This is a genomic window from Sphingomonas sp. NPDC092440, assembly GCF_044754985.1.
GTDB lineage: Bacteria > Pseudomonadota > Alphaproteobacteria > Sphingomonadales > Sphingomonadaceae > Sphingomonas.
On record NZ_JBIVQA010000002.1, the window covers coordinates 94,557 to 113,230 of the forward strand.

Below are 18,674 nucleotides of genomic sequence, written 5' to 3' on the forward strand. Positions count from 1 at the left end.
GACGGGTCCCGGTCAGCCCGGTGCGAACTTCTCTCCCCGATAGCTGCGCACGGCATTGCCGCGCTCGAGCGCGTGGTTCTGGTCCCACAGGTGGCGCCGGCCCGATGCGGCGCCCGCGTGCCGCTGCGCCTCGAACAGCATCGCCAGCTTCAGTCGGGCGATCCTGCGATTGGCATGCTGCGAGCGCTGGTCCTGCGAGAAGGCAGTGAGGCCGGTGGGCAAGTGGGTGGCGCGCACGGCGCTGTCGGTCTTGTTGACGTGCTGGCCGCCGGGGCCCGAGGCGCGGATCGCCTGATAGGCGATGTCGGCGTCTCGCAACTCGGGCACATCCGCCTCGCCGGGTGCGGGCGCGACGCCGACGAACCAGTTGCGGCGCCGGTGCAGCGGGCGGAACGGGCTGGCGCCGATCCAGCGGATCGTGCCCATGCGCGCATCGGCAAAGGCCCGGGCGCCGTCGCCGGAGACGCGCAGCAGCACCGAGGCGGCAGGCCCGGTAACGGGTTCCACCGGGGTGCACGACAGTCCCGCCGCCTGCGCCTCGTGCGCCCAGACGCGCACGAGCTGCTCGACGACCCATTCGCATTCCCGCGGCCCCTGGCCCGAGGAAAGATGGAGGAGGATGTCGGTCATGCGCGCCGCGTCTTGTAGGTGACGAGCGGGCGGAGCGTCGCGACCAGGTCGACCAGCCCGTGCCGCTCGAGGTCGTGCACGACCTGGTGGATGTCCTTGTACGCCTGGGGCGCCTCCTCGTAGATCAGGTCTCGATCCTCGCAGATCACCCTGCCGCCCAGCGCGGTGCGCTCGAGATCGGCGATGCGGAAGCGGCGGGAGAGCCGTTCGCGCGCGTCGCTCCGGCTCCATTTTCGGCCCGCGCCATGCGCCAGCGAATGGAGCGCGGCACCGGCCTGCTCCAGCCGCGGGCGGACCAGATAGGTCATGTCGCCACGCGAGCCCGGAATGACCACCAGCCCGCCATCCGCCGGCGCCGCACCCTTGCGGTGCAGCCAGCCGTCCCGATACGGAGTCACGCTGTTGTGGCAGATGTCGAGCAGGCGCTCTCCGCCGCTGCCGAGGCGATCGAGGAAGCGCTCGGCAATCACCGCGCGGTTGAGCGCGGCCCAGCCCAGCGCATCGTCATGCGCAGCGAGATAGGCGGCGCATTCCGGCGAGCCGGCGGCGAGACCATCGACATTGTGGCGGGCGCGGTGCCGGTCGAGGATCGCCTGGCCGAGTCCGCGCGAGCCGCTGTGCACCATCAGGTGCACGGCGTCGCCGCGAAGGCCCAGCTCGGCGAACAGGCCGGCGTCGAACACGTCCTCGAAGCGCAGCAGCTCCGCGAAGTGATTGCCGCCGCCGATCGTGCCGAGCGCCTCGCCGGGAAGCGCGGGGAGGCCTCTCTCGGCGAGGCGCGTGGCCGCGTCACCCGCCCACGGCTCCTCCAGTCCGCGCAGCTTGCGCACCACGGCGTCCGGACGGAACTTGCGCAGCGAGAGACCGGTCCGCCACAGCCCCATGCCGCAGCCGATGTCGCTCCCCACCAGGTGTGGATAGACGAGCCCGTGCGACCGGAATGCCGCGCCGACCGCGATGCCGCGCCCGGCATGGAGATCGGGCAGGCCGACTACCGCGTCGATGCCGGGCAGGGTGGCGGTCTGATGGAGCTGGTCGATCGCGGCCTGCTCGATCCAGCTTTCGGAGGACGCGATGACGCGGATGCTTGCCTGGCTCACCATCCGCGCCTCCAGCTCAGGTCCTTCTTGCGGGCAGGGGCGTCCTTCCCCTGGTCGCGCCAGAACCATGTCCGGTCCTTGAGCAGGCCGTCATCGGGATCGACATAGAATTCCGGCCATGCGGCATTGTGCTGGTGCGGCAGCAGCACGCGCCCCTCGTGCAACAGCTCGCCATGCCGCCCGCGCGCGATGCGGAACAGCACGAAATCCGGCAGGTGCTGGCGGACATGCATCTTCACCGCGCTGCCCGTGTCGAGCGTCTCGCAGATCTCGGCATGGACATCGTCCCAGCGGCGCCCGACCTGCCGGCCGATGAAGCGGACCAGCGGGGCGAGATTCTCGTTGAGGGATTTCCTATAGTGCTTCTGTTCGCCGGCATGGCGCTTGAGGCCGATCTGCTTGCGCGGATCCTTGTCCTTCCTGAGCTTGGGCGAGGGCGCGCCGCGCGAACCCCAGCGGGGGCGCTCGACGATGACCTTGAACATGTCAGCGCGCATGATTGCCCTCCCCGAAGAAGAGGAAAGTCGGCTGGCGGCGGATGGCAGTGTCGAATGGTGCTGCGGCACCGGGGTCGCGAAAAAGGATCAGGCGATCAAGGTCGCCCGCAAGGGACTTGCCCATGTGGAATGTTCCCGAACTCGGAAAATGGAAGTGGCGGTGCGGGCTGCGATGGTCTGCATGGGCTCACTCCTTTCTTGAGTTGGGGGTTGTTGGGCGGTCGCCTAGCGCAATTGTTGCGCGGGGGCAATGGTGCGCTCAGCCGGCCAGCACCCGATCGTCGAACAGGCCGAACGCCAGCGTGGAGGCATAGAAGGCCACCGCGCGCTCGCGCGGCATGGTGCTGGCCCATTTGCGCATGTCGAACGCGGCGTTCTGGAGCGCCATCAGCGTCTGCGAGGCGACCAGCGGATCGATCGCGCGGATCGAGCCCTGGGCGATCCCGTCCGACAGCATGCCGGCGAAGCGGCGGGCGATGCGGTTCGAGCGGTCGATCATCGTCGAGCGGACCTGGGGCGGCAGGCCCGAGAGCGCCGTGGTGCGCAGCAGCGGGCCGCGCTCGCTGAACTGATAGTCGAGCAGCGTGGCGATCGTGCTCTCCAGCTGCTCCCAATGCGTGCCGCCCGCATTCTCGGCCAGGCGCTGGGCGTCGGCGATGATGTCGAAGCTGCGCTTGTAGCAGGCGATGACCAGCTCGTCCTTGGCGTCGAGATGGTGGTAGAAGCTGCCCTTGGTGACGTTCAGCTCGGACGCGATCTTCTGGACCGAGGCGCCGCGATAGCCGAGCTCGTTGATCAGCCGGGTGGCGGCGAGCAGAAAGGCCTCGCGCCCCGGCTCGGGCTCGTCATGCACGAGATCGAGCATCGCGGGCGTCCAGGCCTCGCCCGGCGCGGCGATGCCGGTGCGGAACACGTCCATCAGGCGCGCCTCGACGCGCGGATATTCGTCCACCTCGTAGCGCGGCAGCCAGGCGGTGAGCCAGAAAGTGTTCTCGAGCAGCACATGCGCGCGGGCGCCGTGGAGATCGGTCTCGGCCCGGCTGGCGGCCGGGGCCCAGAGCGCGCGCGTCTTGCGGAACACGTCGCGCCAGCGATCGAGCAGCTCGCGCTTGATCGGGTCTTCCATGGCCCGCAGGTCGGAGAGGATGGCGAAGTCGCGCTCGGCGCCGCGGCGGATGCGGGCGAGCCGCTCCATGTTGATGTTGAGATAGCGCGCCACCCGGTCCTCGGGCGTGGGCTCCCGCGCGGCATCTTCCAGCATCGCCTCGAGCCGGTCGAGCGTCTGCTCGAAGGCGGCGGCGGCAAGGTCTTCCTTGCGCTTGAAGTAATAGGTTACGGACGTGGTGTTGAGGCCGACGCGGCGGGCCACGTCGGCGAAGGTCATCCCCTTGGCGCTCTGCTCGTTGATCGCGTCCGCGGCCGCGGCGAGGATCGCGTCCCGCTTGGCCTGGAAGCGTTTCGTCGCGCTTGCGATTTCGACTTTCCCCGGTGCATTCATTGCAACCAGTCTAACGGATTTGGTGTGAAGCCAAAGCGTTTTTTCGAATCGCGGTTGTGCCGATTTTCGCGCCGGCCCGACTTTACCGAATATCCGGTATGCTCTACTTCGGTCGGTGAAACTCAGATCGGAGAGGATGCGCCATGGATTTCACGCTGAGCGAGCGCGAGACCTATTTCCGCGACCGGGTGAAGGCGTTCATCGACACGCGCATCCGCCCCCGCGACGGCGATTATCGCGCCCAGCAGCAGGCGGGCGATCGCTGGAAGGTGCTGCCGGTGATCGAGGAAGTGAAGGCCGAGGCCAAGGCCGCCGGGCTGTGGAACTTCTTCATGCCGCCGCATTCGGGCCAGGCCCATGTCGACGACAGCTTCGAGTTCCAGGGCACGCAGCTCACCAACCTGGAATATGCGCTGTGCGCCGAGGAGATGGGGCGGCTGGGCTGGGCTTCGGAATGCTTCAACTGCTCGGCGCCGGACACGGGCAACATGGAAGTGCTCCACCGCTATGGCACGCGGGCGCAGAAGGACCGGTGGCTCGCACCGCTGATGGCAGGCGAGATCCGCTCGGCGTTCCTGATGACCGAGCCGGCGGTGGCGAGCTCGGACGCGACGAACATCCAGACGCAGATGGTGCGTGACGGCGATCATTATGTGATCAACGGACGGAAATGGTGGAGCTCGGGCGTGGGCGACCCGCGCTGCGCCGTCTCGATCGTGATGGGCAAGACCGACACGGGCGCCGCCAAGCACGCCCAGCAGAGCATGATCCTGGTACCGATGGACGCTCCCGGCGTGAAGATCGAGCGCATGCTTTCGGTTTTCGGGTATGATCATGCGCCGCACGGGCATGGCGAAGTGGTACTCGAGAATGTCCGCGTGCCGGCGGAGAATGTGTTGCTGGGCGAAGGCCGCGGCTTCGAGATCGCCCAGGGCCGGCTGGGGCCGGGGCGCATTCACCATTGCATGCGGACGATCGGCGTGGCGGAGGAAGCGATCGAGGCGATGGCCCGGCGGCTGGTCTCGCGCGTCGCCTTTGGCAAGCGCATCTCGGACCATTCGATCTGGGAGCAGCGCATCGCCCGCGCCCGCATCGACATCGAGATGACGCGGCTGCTCTGCCTGAAGGCGGCGGACATGATGGACAAGGCAGGCAACAAGGCCGCCCAGCTCGAGATCGCGATGATCAAGGTGCAGGCGCCGCAAATGGCGCTGCAGATCATCGACGACGCGATCCAGGCGCATGGCGGCGCGGGCGTCTCGGGCGATTTCGCGCTGGCCCATGACTGGGCGGGCATCCGCACGCTGCGGCTCGCCGACGGGCCGGACGAGGTCCATTGCCGCGCGATCGCGCGCAACGAGTTCGGGAAATATGCCGAGTTCAAGGCGGATCGCGCGTCGAGCGGGGATGTGGGGGTCAGCCGCTGATCGCAATCCGGCAACCCCGGACCTGATCCGGGGGGCCTCAGGCGATGGCGGAGAAAGAGCCGCACGAGATCCCGGCTTTCGCCGGGATGACGGGAAGGGAGAGGGATGAAGGCCGCAGTCCTGTACGAAGCGGGCAAGCCGCTCGAGATTGCCGATATCCGGGTTTCCAAGCCGGGTCCGCGCGAGGTGCTGATCCGCACCGCGGCGGTCGGCGTGTGCCGCTCGGACCTCCACTTCGTCGACGGCGCCTTCCCGCATCCGGTGCCGACGGTGCCGGGGCACGAGGCCGCTGGCGTGATCGAGGCGGTGGGCAGCGACGTGGCGCACCTGAAGGTGGGCGATCACGTCATCACCTTCTTCACCGTGTTCTGCGGCAGCTGCGAGATGTGCGTGACCGGGCGTCCCTCGCTCTGCGTCGATCCTTCCACGCGCCGCCCGGCCGATGCCGAGCCGCGGCTGTCGCTGAACGACGGGACCGCGCTGGCGCCGTTCCTAAACCTCTCCGCCTTTGCCGAGCAGATGCTGGTGCACGAGAATGCGTGCGTGGCGATATCGAAGGATATGCCGCTGGACCGGGCGGCGCTGCTGGGGTGCGCGGTGATCACCGGGGCGGGATCGGTGTTCAACGATAGCCGGGTGCGCCCCGGGGAGAGCGTCGCGGTGATCGGCGCCGGCGGGATCGGGCTTGCCGCGATCAACGCTGCGAAGATCGCCGGCGCCGGCACGATCCTGGCGATCGACCCGGTGGCCGAGAAGCGCGAGCTGGCGCTCAAGCTGGGCGCCACCCATGCGCTGGATGCGGCGGCGGACGGGCTGGCCAAGGACGTGCTCAAGCTCACCGGCGGCGGCGTCCATTATGCGATCGAGGCGGTCGGGCGGTCGAACACCGCCGAGCTCGCCTGGAACATCCTGCGCCGCGGTGGCACCGCGACGATCCTGGGGATGATCGCGCCGGGGAACAATGTCAGCCTGCCCGGGCCGACTTTCCTGACCGGCAAGAAGATCCAGGGCTCGCTGCTGGGCAGCACGCGCTTTCCGATCGACATGCCGCGGCTGGTGCAGATGTATCTCGACGGGCTGCTCGACCTCGACACGATGGTGGCCGAGCGGATCCGGCTGGAGGACGTCAACGAGGCGCTGGAGAAGCTGCGCAAGGGCGACAGCGTGCGCTCGGTGATCGAATTCGCATGAGCGACCTGGACGAAGCCCGGCTGGCGGACTGGCTGGCCGCGAACGTCGCCGGTTTCGCCGGCCCGCTGGCGGTGACCAAATTCCCGGGCGGGCAGAGCAACCCGACCTATCGGATCGATGCCGGCTCCGGCGCCTATGTGCTGCGCAGGAAGCCGTTCGGGCCGATCCTGCCCTCGGCGCATGCGGTGGAGCGCGAATATGCGCTGATCGCGGCGCTGCACCCGACGGGCTTCCCGGTCGCGCGGCCTTATGGGCTCTGCGAGGATCCCGAAGTGATCGGCGCGCCCTTCTACATCATGGAGATGGTGGAGGGGCGGACGCTGTGGGACGGCGCGCTGCCCGGCATGGCGCCGGCGGAGCGGACCGCGCATTACGATGCGATCGTCGACACGCTCGCGGCGCTCCATGCGGCGGATTACGAGGCGGTGGGCCTGGGCGGCTATGGCAAGCCGGGCAATTATTTCGCGCGCCAGGTCGAGCGCTGGTCGAAGCAGTATCGGATGAGCCAGACCGACGACCTGCCCGAGATGGAGCAGCTGATCGCGTTCCTGCCGCGCACCGTGCCCGAGCAGACGCGCACCAGCATCGTCCATGGCGATTTCCGCATCGACAACATGATCTTCGCGCCCGCGGGGCCGCGCATCCTGGCGGTGCTCGACTGGGAATTGTCGACGCTGGGCGATCCGCTGGCGGACTTTTCCTATTTCCTGATGAGCTGGGTGACCGAGCCGGAAGGGCGATCGGGCGTGAAGGGGCTCACGGGCCCGCAGACCGGGATCCCGACGATCGAGCAGGTGGTCGCGCGCTACTGCGCGGCGACGGGGCGCGACGGCGTGCCCGACCTCAACTGGTATTTCGCCTATAACCTGTTCCGCCTCGCCGGGATCGTGCAGGGCATCAAGAAGCGGATGATCGACGGCAACGCCTCCAGCGCGCAGGCGGCGGCGACGGTGGAGCGGATGCCGGGGTTGGTGGCGGCCGCCTGGCATTTCGCGCGGGAGGCGGGGGCCTGATCGTCACCCCGGCGAAAGCCGGGGTCTCGTGCGGCTCTTTTCCCGCCATCGCCTGAGATCCCGGCCTTCGCCGGGATGACGGGCAGAGTTGGAGGAAGGATGAGCAAATTGTTCGACCTGGCCGGCAAGGTGGCGATCGTCACCGGATCCTCGCGCGGGATCGGCAAGGCCGCAGCCGAGGCACTGGCCGCGCATGGCGCGAAGGTGGTGATCTCCAGCCGCAAGCAGGATGCATGCGACGAAGTCGCCGCCGCGATCGATGCGAGGCACGGTGCCGGCACCGCGCTGGCGGTGGCGGCGAGCATCTCGGACAAGGCGGCGCTCCGGCATCTGGTCGACGCGGCGCGGCGCGCGTTCGGCCGCATCGACGTGCTGGTCTGCAATGCGGCCTCCAATCCCTATTACGGTCCGCTCGAGGGCATCGCGGACGACCAGTTCCGCAAGATCCTCGACAACAATGTCCTCTCCAACCATTGGCTGATCCAGATGGTGGCGCCGGAGATGCGGGCGCGGCGCGAAGGATCGATCGTGATCGTCTCGTCGATCGGCGGGATGCGCGGATCGCCGGTGATCGGGGCGTATAACGTCTCCAAGGCGGCGGACCTGCAGCTGGCGCGCAACTATGCGGTGGAGTTCGGGCCGGACAATGTGCGGGTCAACTGCATCGCGCCGGGCCTGATCCGGACCGACTTCGCCCGGGCGCTGTGGGAAGATCCCGAGCGGTCCAGGGCGACCAACGCGGCCACGCCGCTGCGGCGGATCGGCGAGCCCGAGGAGATCGCCGGTGCCGTGGTGTATCTGGCCAGCCCGGCCAGCGCGTTCATGACCGGGCAGGCGATGGTGATCGACGGGGGCGTGACGATCTGATGCTTGCGGCCTCTCATGGCAAAGGGTTGGATATGCAGTTTTCGGGCAAGGTCGCGATCGTCACGGGTGCCGGCTCCGGGATCGGGCGGGCGACGGCACGCGCGTTCGCGGCAGCCGGCGCGATGGTGGCGGCGGCGGATCTCAGCGAAGCCGTGGAGGAGACCGTCGCCGGCCGGGAGGGGATGATCGCCGTGCGCATGGATGCGGGCGACGAGGCGGATGTCGAGCGGCTGGTCGCCACCGCGATCGACGCGTTCGGCGGGCTCGACATCTTTTTCGCCAATGCCGGCATCTCCGGCGGCGCCACCGGCATCTTCGATACCCCGGTAGACCTGTGGACCGAAGTGCTGCGGGTGAACCTGATCGGCCCGGCGCTGGCGATCAAGCATGCGGGGCCGCGGATCGTCGAGCGCGGCGGCGGCGCGATCCTCTGCACCGCCAGCGTGGCCGGGCTGCGATCGGGCGCGGGCGGCCCGGCCTATTCGGCGAGCAAGGCGGGCGTGATCAACCTGGTGCAGACCGCCGCGCAGCAATTCGCCGGATCGGGCGTGCGCGTGAACGCGATCTGCCCGGGGCTGATCGAGACCGGCATGACCCAGCGCGCCTTCGACTATGCGCGCGAGACCGGCAAGGAAGACAAGCTCGGGCGGCTCAACCCGCTGCGCCGCGCCGGCGTGCCGGACGAGATCGCGCGTGTGGCGCTGTTCCTGGCGAGCGACGCCGCGAGCTATGTCAACGGCCAGGCCTGGGTGGTGGATGGCGGGCTTTCGTCGAGCCACCCGGTGACGCGGCAGGAATTCGGCAAGCCGGCGTTCTGAGCGATCAGCCGGATTTCCCCGGCATGCGGCTGCAGAGTGCGGCTTCCTCGCATTGCACGGTGCGGCATCCGAAGCCGATCATCTCATCGAGCAGGCCGAGGCGACGGGCGGCATCGATAGTGCCGACCATTTCGCAGCTGAAGCCGTTCCGCTCCTGCGCGCATCGGCGCTTCAGGTCGGCGGCCCTGGCGAGCCGGGCCCGGTGGTCCGGCGAAAGCGCGGTGTCGAACCCGGCGATGAAATCGAGATAGCCGTCACCGCTGATCCATTCGACATGCCGGCTCGGGCAGGCGCGGCCCAGGCCCTGCTCCCATGCTGCCCAGGGGCTCTGCGGCGCTATGGCGGCACCGGTGAGCGGGAAGAAGAGGAGCAGCGATAGGGCTGGCTTCATGATTGTGCAGGATATGCGCGAGCCGTGGCAACTGCAACTAGAGCGCGACGCTCCCACTGAACACCGGCACGCAGCGGCCCGCGACGCTGGCGCGGATGCCTTCGGGCGTGCGCCAGGCGCGGACGGCGAGGTTGCTGGGGCGCCCCATCTCGACGCCCTGGCGCACGTCGAAGCGCGCCGTTTCCGCCTCGCCGAGCGACAGCAGCAGCGCGCCGAGCGTGGCGTTGGCGCTGCCGGTGGCGGGGTCCTCCCAGGTGCCGGTGAGCGGCGAGAACATGCGGGCGCGGATGCGGTTATCTTCGCGGGCATAGAGGAAGATCGAGAGGCGCGCGGCGCTGTCGCGCTCCGCATCGGCGAGGCGCTGATAGGCGGCGATGTCGGGCCGGGCGAGGCCGAGCGCTTCCTCGGCCACTTCGACGAAGACGAAATCCACGCCCAGGCTGGCGCGGGTGGGAACATGGGTGGTGGTGACCAGATCCGCCACATCGAGGCCGAGGCAGGCGGCGATGCCGTCCGCCGGGAGCGTGCCGAGCAGCTGGAGCGGTTGGGGCGCGTCGATCTCGGCGCCCAGCGGGACGCCGCTGTCGTCGCGGGCGATGCGGACTTCGACCAGCCCGGCGATCTCCTCGAAGCGGAGCGTGTCGCCGGCATCGGGGCGCAGGCCCGCGAGGGCGAAGCCGGTGCCGACATTGGGATGGCCGGCAAAGGGCATCTCGGCAGTGCGGTGGAAGATGCGGACACGCGCGGCGTTGGCAGGATCGGCGGGAGGCAGGACGAAGGTCGTCTCGCTATAGTTCATCTCGGCGGCGAGGGCCTGCATCTCGGCGTCGGTCATGCCCCGGGCATCGGTGAACACGGCGAGCGGATTGCCGCCGAAGCGAGTCTCGGTGAACACGTCGAGCGTGACATAGGCGAAGCGGCGCGCGGCGGTTTCCATGCTCCGCCCTCTAATGCTTCCCGGCTCAGGCGCAATTGGGATCGGCGACGGGATTGCCGGTGGCGCGGAACAGGCCGTCCTTGCCCTGCGCCACTTCGATCGGCTTCACGCTGAAATAGCTGCCGCCGTTCAGCGCGCGATCGAGGATGCAGAGCTTCATCGCCTTGTCGCCGCGATCGAGGATGCTGACGCGAAAGGTCCAGCTCTTGTCGGCGGCGTCGAGCACCGCGGCGTTGCCGTCGCGGGCCACGCTGGTGAAGCCATAGTCGGCGAAGGTGCGCAGGCCCTCCTTGCGGCGCGGACCGGTCGAATTGGGGAAGGACGTGATGTCGAGCTTGGTGGCGACTGCGACGGGATCGGCGGCGTCGGCGGTGACCAGCGCCAGATCTTGCGCGAACAATGCCGCCAGCACCACGCCGATCGCCATTTTCCGGAGCTCCCGCCTTGATGTCCTCGCTGCCAACGCCCGGTCGGAACTGGACGTTCCGGCGACCCGGGGGCTGGGGGGTGTGCGTTCTTGATATGTTCGTGGAAAGCGGCTAGCGCGGCAGGGCTAGGGAGGAGCCGGCATGGCAATCGAGGCGGGCGGCATGGCACATGGGGAGGATCTGTCCGCCGGCGCGTTTGGCGATGCCGATCTCGGGGGCGCGCGGTTCGAGAATTGCGTGCTGCGCGATGTCCAGCTGACCGGCACCTGCCTGCAGGACGCGCGGTTCCGCGATTGCCGGATCATCCGGTGCCGCTTCGCCAATGCCGATCTGCGCGACGCCAGGTTCGAGAATTGCAGCTTCGCCGACGATGCGGGGCATGCCGGCGTGCAGTTCGCCTTCTCGCAGCTCGACCAGGCGGAGTTCGAGCGCTGCGACTTGTCCTTCGCCCGGATCGAGCGATCGAGCCTCTATGCCGGAGCGCTCAGGGGCTGCAACTTGCGGGGTGCCGTCTTCCACAAGGTGGATTTCGGCCATGCGCTGGGGCGCCGGCTGGTGAAATGGGCCGGCGTGATCGCCGATTGCAACCTGGAGCTCGCCGACCTGACCGAGCTGCGCATGCCCGATTGCACGCTGACCGGCTCGCGCCTCCGCGAGGCGCTGCTGTTCGATGCCGAGCTGGAGGGCGCTGACCTGCGCGGCTGTGATTTCGCCAATGCCCAGCTCGCCGGCGCGAAGCTGGCGCGGGCCGATCTGCGCGGAGGCGACCTGGCCGGGATGGCGCTGCGGGAGCTCGGCAGCGTCGAGGGAATGATGGTCTCCGCCGACCAGCAATTCGCATTGCTGACGGCGCTGGGCCTGGACGTTCACCCGGACTAGGTGGGGGCCTAGGTTGAGAACCCAAACAAGTATTTGATTTTCTACTGTCATCTCGGCCTTGCGCCGGGATCCCGCTGCTTCCTGTGCTGGCGAGACAGCGCGACCCCGGCGCAAGGCCGGGGTGACGAAGGAGGAATATGCGTCCTCAACCTAGTCCTTGACGCGGACCAGCCCCTCCTGCGCCACGCTGGCGACGAGGCGGCCGTCGCGTGCATAGATGCGGCCGCGGTTGAAGCCGCGCGCATGGCCGGCCCAGGGGCTGTCGGTGGTGTAGAGCAGCCATTCGTCGAAGCGGAACGGCTCGTGCAGCCACACGGCATGGTCGAGGCTGGCGGTCTGCACGCCGCCGTTCATCCAGCTGACGCCGTGCGGGAGCATGCAGGTGCCGAGCAGCGTCATGTCGGTGGCATAGGTGAGCATCGCGCGGTGGAGCGCGGGATCGTCGGGCAGGGGCGCGACGACGCGGAACCAGCTGTGCTGGACGGGCTCGCTCTTCACCGGCTTGAACCAGTTGCGCGGATTGACCGGGCGGATCTCGATCGGCCGCGCGCGCAGGAAGAAGCGGCGGAACTTCTCGGGCACCTCGTCGCGGATCGCCTCGCGCAGGTCGCGCTCGGAGACGAGGCTGTCCGGATCGGGCACGTCGGGCATGTCGAACTGGTGGTGCAGGCCCTCGGCGGCGAGCTGGAAGCTCGCGGTCATGTTGAGGATCGGCTGGCCGCCCTGCATCGCGATGATCCGGCGATTGGCGAAGCTGCGCCCGTCGAAATCGCGCACGACCCGGTAGACGATCGGGTGGTTCTCGTCGCCGGGCCGCATGAAATAGGCGTGGAGCGAATGGGCGAGCTTGTCGTCCTCGACCGAGCGCTGCGCCGCCTGGAGCGCCTGGGCGATCACCTGGCCGCCGAACACGCGGCCGACGCCGCCGGGCTGGCGCGGACCGCGATAGAGATCGGTGTCGATACGCTCGACGTCGAGCAGCTGGGTGAGCTGGCCGACCAGGGCGGCGGGCTCGGTGGCGCGTTCGGGGGTGTCAGTCATTCGCCTATACTCCGTCATCCCCGCGAAGGCGGGGATCCGGGGTAACGGAGCGACGCCCTTTGCGACTCCGGATCCCCGCCTTCGCGGGGATGACGAACGGGAAGGAAGCGCGGCCTGCCATCAATATCCCGCCGCCTCGGCAAGTGCATTGGCGTGGAAGTTGCTGTCACCGAACATCTCGGCGAGCACGCGGGCGCGCTTCATGAAGAAGCCGATGTCATATTCGTCGGTCATGCCGATGCCCCCGTGCATCTGGACACCCTCCTGCACGGCAAGCGTGGTGGCAAGCCCGGTCATCGCCTTGGCGACCGATACCGCCTCGGCCGCGTCCTGCCCGGCATCGAGCAGCTGCTGGGCCTTGAGCACGGCGGCGCGGGCGATTTCCATCTCGCTATAGAGATGCGCGGCGCGGTGCTGGAGCGCCTGGAAACTGCCGATGGCCATGCCGAACTGCTTGCGCTCCTTGAGATAATGGACGGTCCGCTCCATCGCGCCGCCGCCGACGCCGACCATCTCGGCCGCGGCGCCGGCGCGGCCCGCGGCGAGCAGGCGGGCAAGCGGGCCGTCCCCCTGGTCGACCTCGCCGATCACGGCATCGGCGTCGACCTCCACGCCGTCGAACCGGAGGCGGGCGGCGATGCTGGAATCGGCGAGACGCTCGGGCGTGGCGGTGAGGCCGGCCGCGTCCTCGGGGACAGCGAATAGCGTCACGCCGTTCCCGGTCCTTGCCGCGACGAGCAGCAGGTCGGCGACATGGCCGTGCGTCACGAACTGCTTGGTGCCGGTGAGGCGGAAGCCGTTGCCCGCGCGCTCGGCCTGCATCGCGATCCTGCCGTCGTGCTTGGGCCCCTCGTCGATCGCCAGGGCCGCGACGGTCTCGCCGGCGAGGATGCCGGGATACCAGGTCCGGGCGGCGGCGGTGCCCTTCAGCGCCTCGACGGCGGCGACGGCGGTGGCGAGGAAGGGAGAGGGCGACAGGTTGCGGCCGATCTCCTCGAGCACGACGCCCGCCTCGACATGGCCGAGGCCGAGGCCGCCATCCGCCTCCGGGATCAGGATGCCGGTGAAGCCCATCTCGGCGAACTGCTTCCACAGCGGGCGGGAGAAACCGGTAGCGTCGTCGGCGTCGCGCAGGGCGCGCATGTGGCTGACCGGGGCTTCCGAGGCGACGAAATCCCTCGCGGTGTCGCGGAGCATGGTCTGGTCGTCATTGAGGTAGAGGGGCATTTTGCTTCTCTTTCGTCATCCCCGCGAAGGCGGGGATCCAGGGTAACCGAGCGAGCCGCCTGTGGCTCTGGATCCCCGCCTTCGCGGGGATGACGGTTACGAAGGGAGGTCCAGGATCCGCTTGGCGATGATGTTGAGCTGGATCTCGCTCGTCCCGCCCTCGATCGAATTGGCCTTGGTGCGCAGCCAGGTGCGGGCCGCGGCGCCCTGATGGCTGGCGTCGCTCTCCCATTCGAGCGCGTCCGCGCCGCCCGCCGCCATTTCGAGCTCGTGGCGGGCCTTGTTCAGCTCGGTACCGTAATATTTCATCATCGAGGGCTGGGCGGGATGCGCCTGGCCGGCCTTCAGCTCGTCGATGAACTTCTCGGACATCGCGGCGAAGGCCCTGGAGCGCACCTGGAACAGCGCGATCTGCGCGCGCAGGATCGGATCGACGCCCTTGCGCGCCGCCTCGACCAGCGGATCCTTGCCGGCGCCGCCCAGGCCGAAGCCCGAGATCATCTCGCGCTCATGGCCGAGCAGATATTTGGCGACGTCCCAGCCCTTGTTCAGCTCGCCGAGCAGATTGGCCTTGGGCACTTCGACATTGTCGAAGAAGGTCTCGCAAAAGGGCGAGTTGCCGCTGATGAGCAGGATCGGCCTGGTCGAGACGCCGGGCGAGGCCATGTCGAACAGCAGGAAGCTGATACCGGCCTGCTTGACGGTCTTGTCGGTGCGGACCAGGCAGAAGATCCAGTCGGCCTTGTCGGCATAGCTGGTCCACACCTTCTGGCCGTTGACCAGGAAATGATCGCCCCTGTCCTCGGCGCTGGTCTGCAGCCCGGCGAGGTCGGAACCGGCATTGGGCTCCGAATAGCCCTGGCACCAGCGGATCTCGCCGCGGGCGATCCTGGGCAGATGCTCGAGCTTCTGCGCCTCGGTGCCATATTTCAGCAGCGCCGGGCCGAGCATCGAGATGCCGAACGAGTTGAGCGGATTGCGCGCCTTGATCCGCTTCAGCTCCTCGCGGAGGATCTTGGTCTCGGCCGCGCCGAGCCCGCCGCCGCCATAGGCCTTGGGCCAATCGGGGACGGTCCAGCCGCGCGCGGCCATGCGATCGAGCCAGACCTTCTGGTCCGGATGCGCATAATGGGGATTGCGGCCGCCCCAGGTGGTTTCCTTCTCCGACTTGGGCGGCGTGCGCATCTCTGCCGGGCAGTTTTCCTCCAGCCAGGCACGGGTTTCGGCGCGGAATTGGTCGAGTGCTTCGGTCATCCTCAGATCCTTCTCCCTCTCTCCGTCTGTGGGGAGAGCGGATAGGGCAGCCTTGCGTTGCGACTGCCCCTTTCCCCCGACCCTCTCCCCCGACGGGGGAGAGGGAGCTTGGGTTACTTGTTGAACTTCTCGCCCTTCTCCGCCTTTTCGCGGAGCAGGGGGGCGACTTCGAAGCCGTATTTCTCAAGGCCCTCGACGATCTTCTTGAGACCCTCGGTATCGGCCCAGAACATCGGGCCGCCGCGATACGGGGGCCAGCCATAGCCATAGACCCACACCACATCGATGTCGCTCGCGCGCTGGGCCATCTTCTCGGCGAGGATCAGCGCGCCTTCGTTGACCATGGTGTAGAGCGTGCGGACGACGATCTCCTCCTCGGTGATCTCGTGCTGCGGCACGCCAAGCTTCTCGCGCCACTCGGCGATCAGCTCGGCGACGCGCGGGCTGTTCGAGGGGGTGCGCTTCTCGTCATAATCGTAGAAGCCGGCGCTCTTCTTCTGGCCCCAACGGCCCTCGGCGGCGAGCGCGTCGCGGATGTTCTCGATGCGGTTGGGATCGCGGTGCCAGCCGATGTCGACACCGGCGAGGTCGGCCATCTGGAACGGGCCCATCGGCATGCCGAAGGCGACATGGACCTTGTCGATCTGCTCGGGCGTGGCGCCTTCGAGCAGCATCTTGTTGGCCTCGACCTGGCGCGGCATCAGCATGCGGTTGCCGATGAAGCCGTAGCAGACGCCGGCGATGACGGCGACCTTCCTGATCCTCTTCGAGATCGCCATCGCGGTGGCGAGCACGTCGTCGGCGGTCTTGGCGCCGCGGACGATTTCGAGCAGCTTCATCACATTCGCCGGCGAGAAGAAGTGCAAGCCGAGCACATCCTGCGGACGCGAGGTGGCCGCGGCGATCTCGTCGATGTTGAGGTAGCTGGTGTTCGAGGCGAGGATGGCGCCCGGCTTGGCGATCTTGTCCAGCTTGCCGAAGATGTCCTTCTTGACGTCCATATTCTCATAGACGGCCTCGATGATCAGGTCGCACTCGCCGAGCGCGTCGAAATCGAGCGTCGGGTTGAGCAGGCCCATCGCGCCTTCGACCTGCTCGGCGGTCATGCGGCCCTTGGCGGCGGTCGCCTCGTAATTCTTGCGCATCACGCCGGTGCCGCGATCGAGCGCGTCCTGCGCCATCTCGACGATGGTCACCGGGATGCCCGCGCTCAGGAAGTTCATCGAGATGCCGCCGCCCATCGTGCCGGCGCCGATCACGCCGACGCGCTTGATGTCGCGCAGCGCGATGTCCTCGGCGATGCCGTCGATCTTCGCGGCCTTGCGCTCGGCGAAGAAGATGTGGCGCAGCGCGGCGGACTGGGTGCCCATGATCAGCTTCATGAAGCCCATGCGCTCGGCCTGGACGCCCTCGGCATAGGGCTTGCCGGCGGTCTGCTCGATCAGGTCCATGATCGTGTTGGGCGCGTCCATGCCGCGGAAGCGCCTGGCGTTCTTGGCGCGGAACGCCTCGAACACCGCCGGATCGACGGTGACCGGACGCTCGGAGGAGCGCGAGACCGGCTGGCCGATCACTTCCTGCGCGAAGGCGACAGCGTCGGCGACGAGGTTGCCTTCGGTCGCGAGGCGATCGACCAGGCCGGCGGCCTTGGCCTGCTCGGCCGAGATCGGATCGCCCTTGGTCGCCATTTCGAGCGCGACTTCGACGCCCGCGACGCGCGGCATGCGCTGGGTGCCGCCGGCGCCGGGCAGGATGCCGAGCTTGACCTCGGGCAGGCCGAACTTCGCCGAGGGCACGGCGATGCGATAGTGCGAGGCGAGGGCGACTTCGCAGCCGCCGCCGAGCGCGGTGCCGTGGACGGCGGCGATCACCGGCTTGTCGAGCGCTTCGATCTCATCGACCAGCACGGGGAGCGAAGGCTCCTGCATCGGCTTGCCGAACTCGGTGATGTCGGCGCCGGCGAAGAAGGTCTTGCCCGCGCAGGTGATGACGACGGCCTTGATGGCGTCGTCGCCCTTCGCTTCCTGGATGCCGGCCTGGATGCCCTGGCGGACCGCCGCGCCGAGCGCGTTCACCGGCGGGTTGTCCGAAGTGATGATCAGGACGTCGCCCTGGCGAGTGGTGGTGATGGGGGAGGTCATTTTCGTCTCCGTTTATTCGTCGTCCGGCTTGCGCCGGTTGGCGGAAAATCAGTCGTTCAAAGCGGAATAGATCAGCGTCTTCAGCTCGCGCCGGATCGGGTAGAGCATGGACGGGGAAAGCTGCGTCATGAAGACCATCGCGAGCCGCTCGACGGGATCGATGAAGAAGGACGTCGAGAACATCCCGCCCCAATAATATTCGCCGGCCGAGCCGGGGATCATCGCCTTGGCCGGATCCATGGTAATCGCGAAGCCCAGGCCGAAGCCGGTGCCGGCATTGGTCGTCTCGCTGAACAGCGACTGCGACATGGTGTTGAGGTCCGAGCCGCCGGGCAGGTGGTTGACCGTCATCAGGTCGACCGTCTTGCGGCTGACCAGGCGGGTGCCGTCGAGCTCGCCCTTGTTCAGGAAGAAGGTGCAGAAGCGGTGATAGTCGAGCGACGTCGAGACGAGGCCGCCGCCGCCCGAGACGAGCTTCGGCTCGCGCGACCAGGCGCTCTCGGCGCCGCGATCATACATCACCCGGCCCTTGCCCTGCACCATCGTCCAGCAATCGGCGAGGCGATCGGTCTTGTCCGCAGGCACGGTGAAACCGGTGTCGTGCATGCCGAGCGGCGCGAAGATGCGATGCTGGAAGAAGTCGCCGAGCTTCATGCTCGAGACTCGCTCGACCACGGCGCCGAGCACGTCGGTGGACACCGAATAGTTCCATTCGCTGCCCGGCGAGAATTCCAGCGGGATCTGGCCCAGTGCCGCGATGAAGCCGTCAAGGTCGAGATTGCCGTGCCAGTCCTCGATCCTGCCGGCGCGATAGGCGGCGTCGACATTGGTGCGGTTCTGGAAGCTGTAGGTGAAGCCGGAGGTATGGCGGAGCAGGTCCACCATCCGCATCGGCTCCTCGGTGGGCGTAGTCTGGAACGGCACCTTGTCGCCGCCGGCCTTGAACACGCCGAGCGCCTTCAGCTCGGGAAGGATGTGGTGGACGGGGGTGTCGAGGCCGACCAGCCCCTCCTCGACCAGCATCATGAAGGCCAGGCTGGTGACCGGCTTGGTCATCGAGGCGATGCGGAAGATCGTCGACTCGTTGACCGGCTCGCCGCCTTCGCGCGCGGCGCCCTGGCTCGAGAAATGCACGATCTCGCCGCCGCGCGCGATCAGCAGCTGGGCGTGCGGGAGCTTGCCCGAGTCGAGATAGCGGGTCTTCAGATACGGATCGATCCGCGCCAGCCGGGCCGCGTCGAAACCCTGGTTTTCGGGCTTGGCAAGTTTCATGCGGCTGGCATACCTCTCATTCGAAACCCGTGACTCGCATCTTCTCGGGGATGCGCTTCCCCT

The 18,674-nt window shown here is 68.1% G+C and carries 19 protein-coding genes; 7 read left to right on the plus strand and 12 right to left on the minus strand.

The window, feature by feature from the left end; all coding sequences use genetic code 11:
* Positions 1–12: 12 nt before the first annotated feature.
* From prfH to ACIQCS_RS03275, 3 genes are read right to left on the minus strand one after another with little or no spacing between them, the layout of a single operon-like run.
* Complete coding sequence (gene prfH, locus ACIQCS_RS03265; protein ID WP_345851867.1) at positions 13–630, minus strand: peptide chain release factor H; 618 nt, start codon at positions 628–630, stop codon at positions 13–15.
* A complete protein-coding gene (locus tag ACIQCS_RS03270) occupies positions 627–1,733 on the minus strand; it encodes an RNA ligase RtcB family protein (RefSeq protein WP_401530047.1) in 1,107 nt (368 codons plus the stop codon). Before ACIQCS_RS03270 ends, prfH begins: the two co-directional genes overlap by 4 nt.
* On the minus strand, positions 1,727–2,227 hold the full coding sequence (locus ACIQCS_RS03275) for a hypothetical protein (protein WP_345851869.1): 501 nt from the start codon (positions 2,225–2,227) through the stop codon (positions 1,727–1,729). The genes ACIQCS_RS03270 and ACIQCS_RS03275 overlap by 7 nt, the downstream gene beginning before the upstream one ends.
* Between ACIQCS_RS03275 and ACIQCS_RS03280 the strand changes: the two genes are divergently transcribed.
* Entirely contained in the window at positions 2,226–2,429 is a 204-nt protein-coding gene (locus ACIQCS_RS03280) for a hypothetical protein (protein WP_345851870.1), read from the plus strand. The genes ACIQCS_RS03275 and ACIQCS_RS03280 overlap by 2 nt on opposite strands.
* 57 nt (positions 2,430–2,486) lie before the next feature.
* Here ACIQCS_RS03280 and ACIQCS_RS03285 read toward each other — a convergent pair whose 3' ends face one another.
* Positions 2,487–3,725, minus strand: a complete 1,239-nt coding sequence (locus ACIQCS_RS03285) for a TetR/AcrR family transcriptional regulator (RefSeq protein WP_345851871.1) — start codon at positions 3,723–3,725, stop codon at positions 2,487–2,489.
* Between the two features lie 143 nt (positions 3,726–3,868).
* Here ACIQCS_RS03285 and ACIQCS_RS03290 point away from each other — a divergent pair, with 143 nt between their 5' ends.
* The 5 genes from ACIQCS_RS03290 (at position 3,869) to ACIQCS_RS03310 (ending at position 9,041) form a co-directional block, all read left to right on the plus strand.
* Entirely contained in the window at positions 3,869–5,152 is a 1,284-nt protein-coding gene (locus ACIQCS_RS03290; protein WP_345851872.1) for an acyl-CoA dehydrogenase family protein, read from the plus strand.
* A 105-nt stretch (positions 5,153–5,257) separates the two neighbouring features.
* On the plus strand, positions 5,258–6,343 hold the full coding sequence (locus ACIQCS_RS03295) for a Zn-dependent alcohol dehydrogenase (protein WP_345851873.1): 1,086 nt from the start codon (positions 5,258–5,260) through the stop codon (positions 6,341–6,343).
* Positions 6,340–7,356 carry a phosphotransferase family protein gene (locus tag ACIQCS_RS03300; RefSeq protein WP_345851874.1) on the plus strand — a complete coding sequence of 339 codons (1,017 nt, stop codon included), beginning with the start codon at positions 6,340–6,342 and terminating at the stop codon, positions 7,354–7,356. The genes ACIQCS_RS03295 and ACIQCS_RS03300 overlap by 4 nt, the downstream gene beginning before the upstream one ends.
* 99 nt (positions 7,357–7,455) lie before the next feature.
* Complete coding sequence (locus ACIQCS_RS03305) at positions 7,456–8,223, plus strand: SDR family oxidoreductase (protein WP_345851876.1); 768 nt, start codon at positions 7,456–7,458, stop codon at positions 8,221–8,223.
* Positions 8,224–8,255: 32 nt separating this feature from the next.
* On the plus strand, positions 8,256–9,041 hold the full coding sequence (locus tag ACIQCS_RS03310; RefSeq protein ID WP_345851877.1) for a glucose 1-dehydrogenase: 786 nt from the start codon (positions 8,256–8,258) through the stop codon (positions 9,039–9,041).
* A gap of 4 nt (positions 9,042–9,045) precedes the next feature.
* Here ACIQCS_RS03310 and ACIQCS_RS03315 read toward each other — a convergent pair whose 3' ends face one another.
* The 3 genes from ACIQCS_RS03315 to ACIQCS_RS03325 are packed head-to-tail and all read right to left on the minus strand — an operon-like array spanning position 9,046 to position 10,796.
* A complete protein-coding gene (locus ACIQCS_RS03315; RefSeq protein WP_345851878.1) occupies positions 9,046–9,432 on the minus strand; it encodes a hypothetical protein in 387 nt (128 codons plus the stop codon).
* A gap of 37 nt (positions 9,433–9,469) precedes the next feature.
* Positions 9,470–10,369: a PhzF family phenazine biosynthesis protein gene (locus ACIQCS_RS03320; protein WP_345851879.1), complete on the minus strand. Its 900-nt coding sequence runs from the start codon at positions 10,367–10,369 to the stop codon at positions 9,470–9,472.
* Positions 10,370–10,394: 25 nt separating this feature from the next.
* Complete coding sequence (locus ACIQCS_RS03325; RefSeq protein ID WP_345851880.1) at positions 10,395–10,796, minus strand: hypothetical protein; 402 nt, start codon at positions 10,794–10,796, stop codon at positions 10,395–10,397.
* 142 nt (positions 10,797–10,938) lie between these two features.
* On the opposite strand from ACIQCS_RS03325, the gene ACIQCS_RS03330 reads away from it, so the two are divergent.
* The gene (locus ACIQCS_RS03330; protein ID WP_345851881.1) at positions 10,939–11,676 is read left to right on the plus strand and encodes a pentapeptide repeat-containing protein; all 738 of its coding nucleotides are present in this window, start codon (positions 10,939–10,941) and stop codon (positions 11,674–11,676) included.
* Between the two features lie 150 nt (positions 11,677–11,826).
* Here the strand turns inward: ACIQCS_RS03330 and ACIQCS_RS03335 are convergent, their stop codons facing one another.
* From ACIQCS_RS03335 to ACIQCS_RS03355, 5 genes are all read right to left on the minus strand, one after another.
* Positions 11,827–12,717, minus strand: a complete 891-nt coding sequence (locus ACIQCS_RS03335) for an acyl-CoA thioesterase II (protein ID WP_345851882.1) — start codon at positions 12,715–12,717, stop codon at positions 11,827–11,829.
* A gap of 120 nt (positions 12,718–12,837) precedes the next feature.
* Complete coding sequence (locus tag ACIQCS_RS03340) at positions 12,838–13,944, minus strand: acyl-CoA dehydrogenase family protein (RefSeq protein WP_345851883.1); 1,107 nt, start codon at positions 13,942–13,944, stop codon at positions 12,838–12,840.
* A gap of 96 nt (positions 13,945–14,040) precedes the next feature.
* Positions 14,041–15,198: an acyl-CoA dehydrogenase family protein gene (locus ACIQCS_RS03345; protein WP_345851884.1), complete on the minus strand. Its 1,158-nt coding sequence runs from the start codon at positions 15,196–15,198 to the stop codon at positions 14,041–14,043.
* A gap of 113 nt (positions 15,199–15,311) precedes the next feature.
* Complete coding sequence (locus ACIQCS_RS03350) at positions 15,312–17,339, minus strand: 3-hydroxyacyl-CoA dehydrogenase NAD-binding domain-containing protein (protein WP_345851885.1); 2,028 nt, start codon at positions 17,337–17,339, stop codon at positions 15,312–15,314.
* Positions 17,340–17,387: 48 nt separating this feature from the next.
* Complete coding sequence (locus ACIQCS_RS03355) at positions 17,388–18,611, minus strand: serine hydrolase domain-containing protein (protein WP_345851886.1); 1,224 nt, start codon at positions 18,609–18,611, stop codon at positions 17,388–17,390.
* Positions 18,612–18,674 lie beyond the last annotated feature (63 nt).

What these genes read in the sequence shown, in the direction of transcription:
- ACIQCS_RS03290 (WP_345851872.1), top strand. Translation starts at nt 3,869, where the DNA reads ATGGATTTCACGCTGAGCGAGCGCGAGACCTATTTCCGCGACCGGGTG.
- ACIQCS_RS03350 (WP_345851885.1), bottom strand. Translation starts at nt 17,339, where the DNA reads ATGACCTCCCCCATCACCACCACTCGCCAGGGCGACGTCCTGATCATC.
- ACIQCS_RS03310 (WP_345851877.1), top strand. Translation starts at nt 8,256, where the DNA reads ATGCAGTTTTCGGGCAAGGTCGCGATCGTCACGGGTGCCGGCTCCGGG.
- ACIQCS_RS03345 (WP_345851884.1), bottom strand. Translation starts at nt 15,198, where the DNA reads ATGACCGAAGCACTCGACCAATTCCGCGCCGAAACCCGTGCCTGGCTG.
- ACIQCS_RS03300 (WP_345851874.1), top strand. Translation starts at nt 6,340, where the DNA reads ATGAGCGACCTGGACGAAGCCCGGCTGGCGGACTGGCTGGCCGCGAAC.
- ACIQCS_RS03340 (WP_345851883.1), bottom strand. Translation starts at nt 13,944, where the DNA reads ATGCCCCTCTACCTCAATGACGACCAGACCATGCTCCGCGACACCGCG.
- ACIQCS_RS03295 (WP_345851873.1), top strand. Translation starts at nt 5,258, where the DNA reads ATGAAGGCCGCAGTCCTGTACGAAGCGGGCAAGCCGCTCGAGATTGCC.
- prfH (WP_345851867.1), bottom strand. Translation starts at nt 630, where the DNA reads ATGACCGACATCCTCCTCCATCTTTCCTCGGGCCAGGGGCCGCGGGAA.
- ACIQCS_RS03320 (WP_345851879.1), bottom strand. Translation starts at nt 10,369, where the DNA reads ATGGAAACCGCCGCGCGCCGCTTCGCCTATGTCACGCTCGACGTGTTC.
- ACIQCS_RS03315 (WP_345851878.1), bottom strand. Translation starts at nt 9,432, where the DNA reads ATGAAGCCAGCCCTATCGCTGCTCCTCTTCTTCCCGCTCACCGGTGCC.
- ACIQCS_RS03280 (WP_345851870.1), top strand. Translation starts at nt 2,226, where the DNA reads ATGATTGCCCTCCCCGAAGAAGAGGAAAGTCGGCTGGCGGCGGATGGC.
- ACIQCS_RS03305 (WP_345851876.1), top strand. Translation starts at nt 7,456, where the DNA reads ATGAGCAAATTGTTCGACCTGGCCGGCAAGGTGGCGATCGTCACCGGA.
- ACIQCS_RS03325 (WP_345851880.1), bottom strand. Translation starts at nt 10,796, where the DNA reads ATGGCGATCGGCGTGGTGCTGGCGGCATTGTTCGCGCAAGATCTGGCG.
- ACIQCS_RS03285 (WP_345851871.1), bottom strand. Translation starts at nt 3,725, where the DNA reads ATGAATGCACCGGGGAAAGTCGAAATCGCAAGCGCGACGAAACGCTTC.
- ACIQCS_RS03270 (WP_401530047.1), bottom strand. Translation starts at nt 1,733, where the DNA reads ATGGTGAGCCAGGCAAGCATCCGCGTCATCGCGTCCTCCGAAAGCTGG.
- ACIQCS_RS03355 (WP_345851886.1), bottom strand. Translation starts at nt 18,611, where the DNA reads ATGAAACTTGCCAAGCCCGAAAACCAGGGTTTCGACGCGGCCCGGCTG.
- ACIQCS_RS03335 (WP_345851882.1), bottom strand. Translation starts at nt 12,717, where the DNA reads ATGACTGACACCCCCGAACGCGCCACCGAGCCCGCCGCCCTGGTCGGC.
- ACIQCS_RS03275 (WP_345851869.1), bottom strand. Translation starts at nt 2,227, where the DNA reads ATGCGCGCTGACATGTTCAAGGTCATCGTCGAGCGCCCCCGCTGGGGT.
- ACIQCS_RS03330 (WP_345851881.1), top strand. Translation starts at nt 10,939, where the DNA reads ATGGCAATCGAGGCGGGCGGCATGGCACATGGGGAGGATCTGTCCGCC.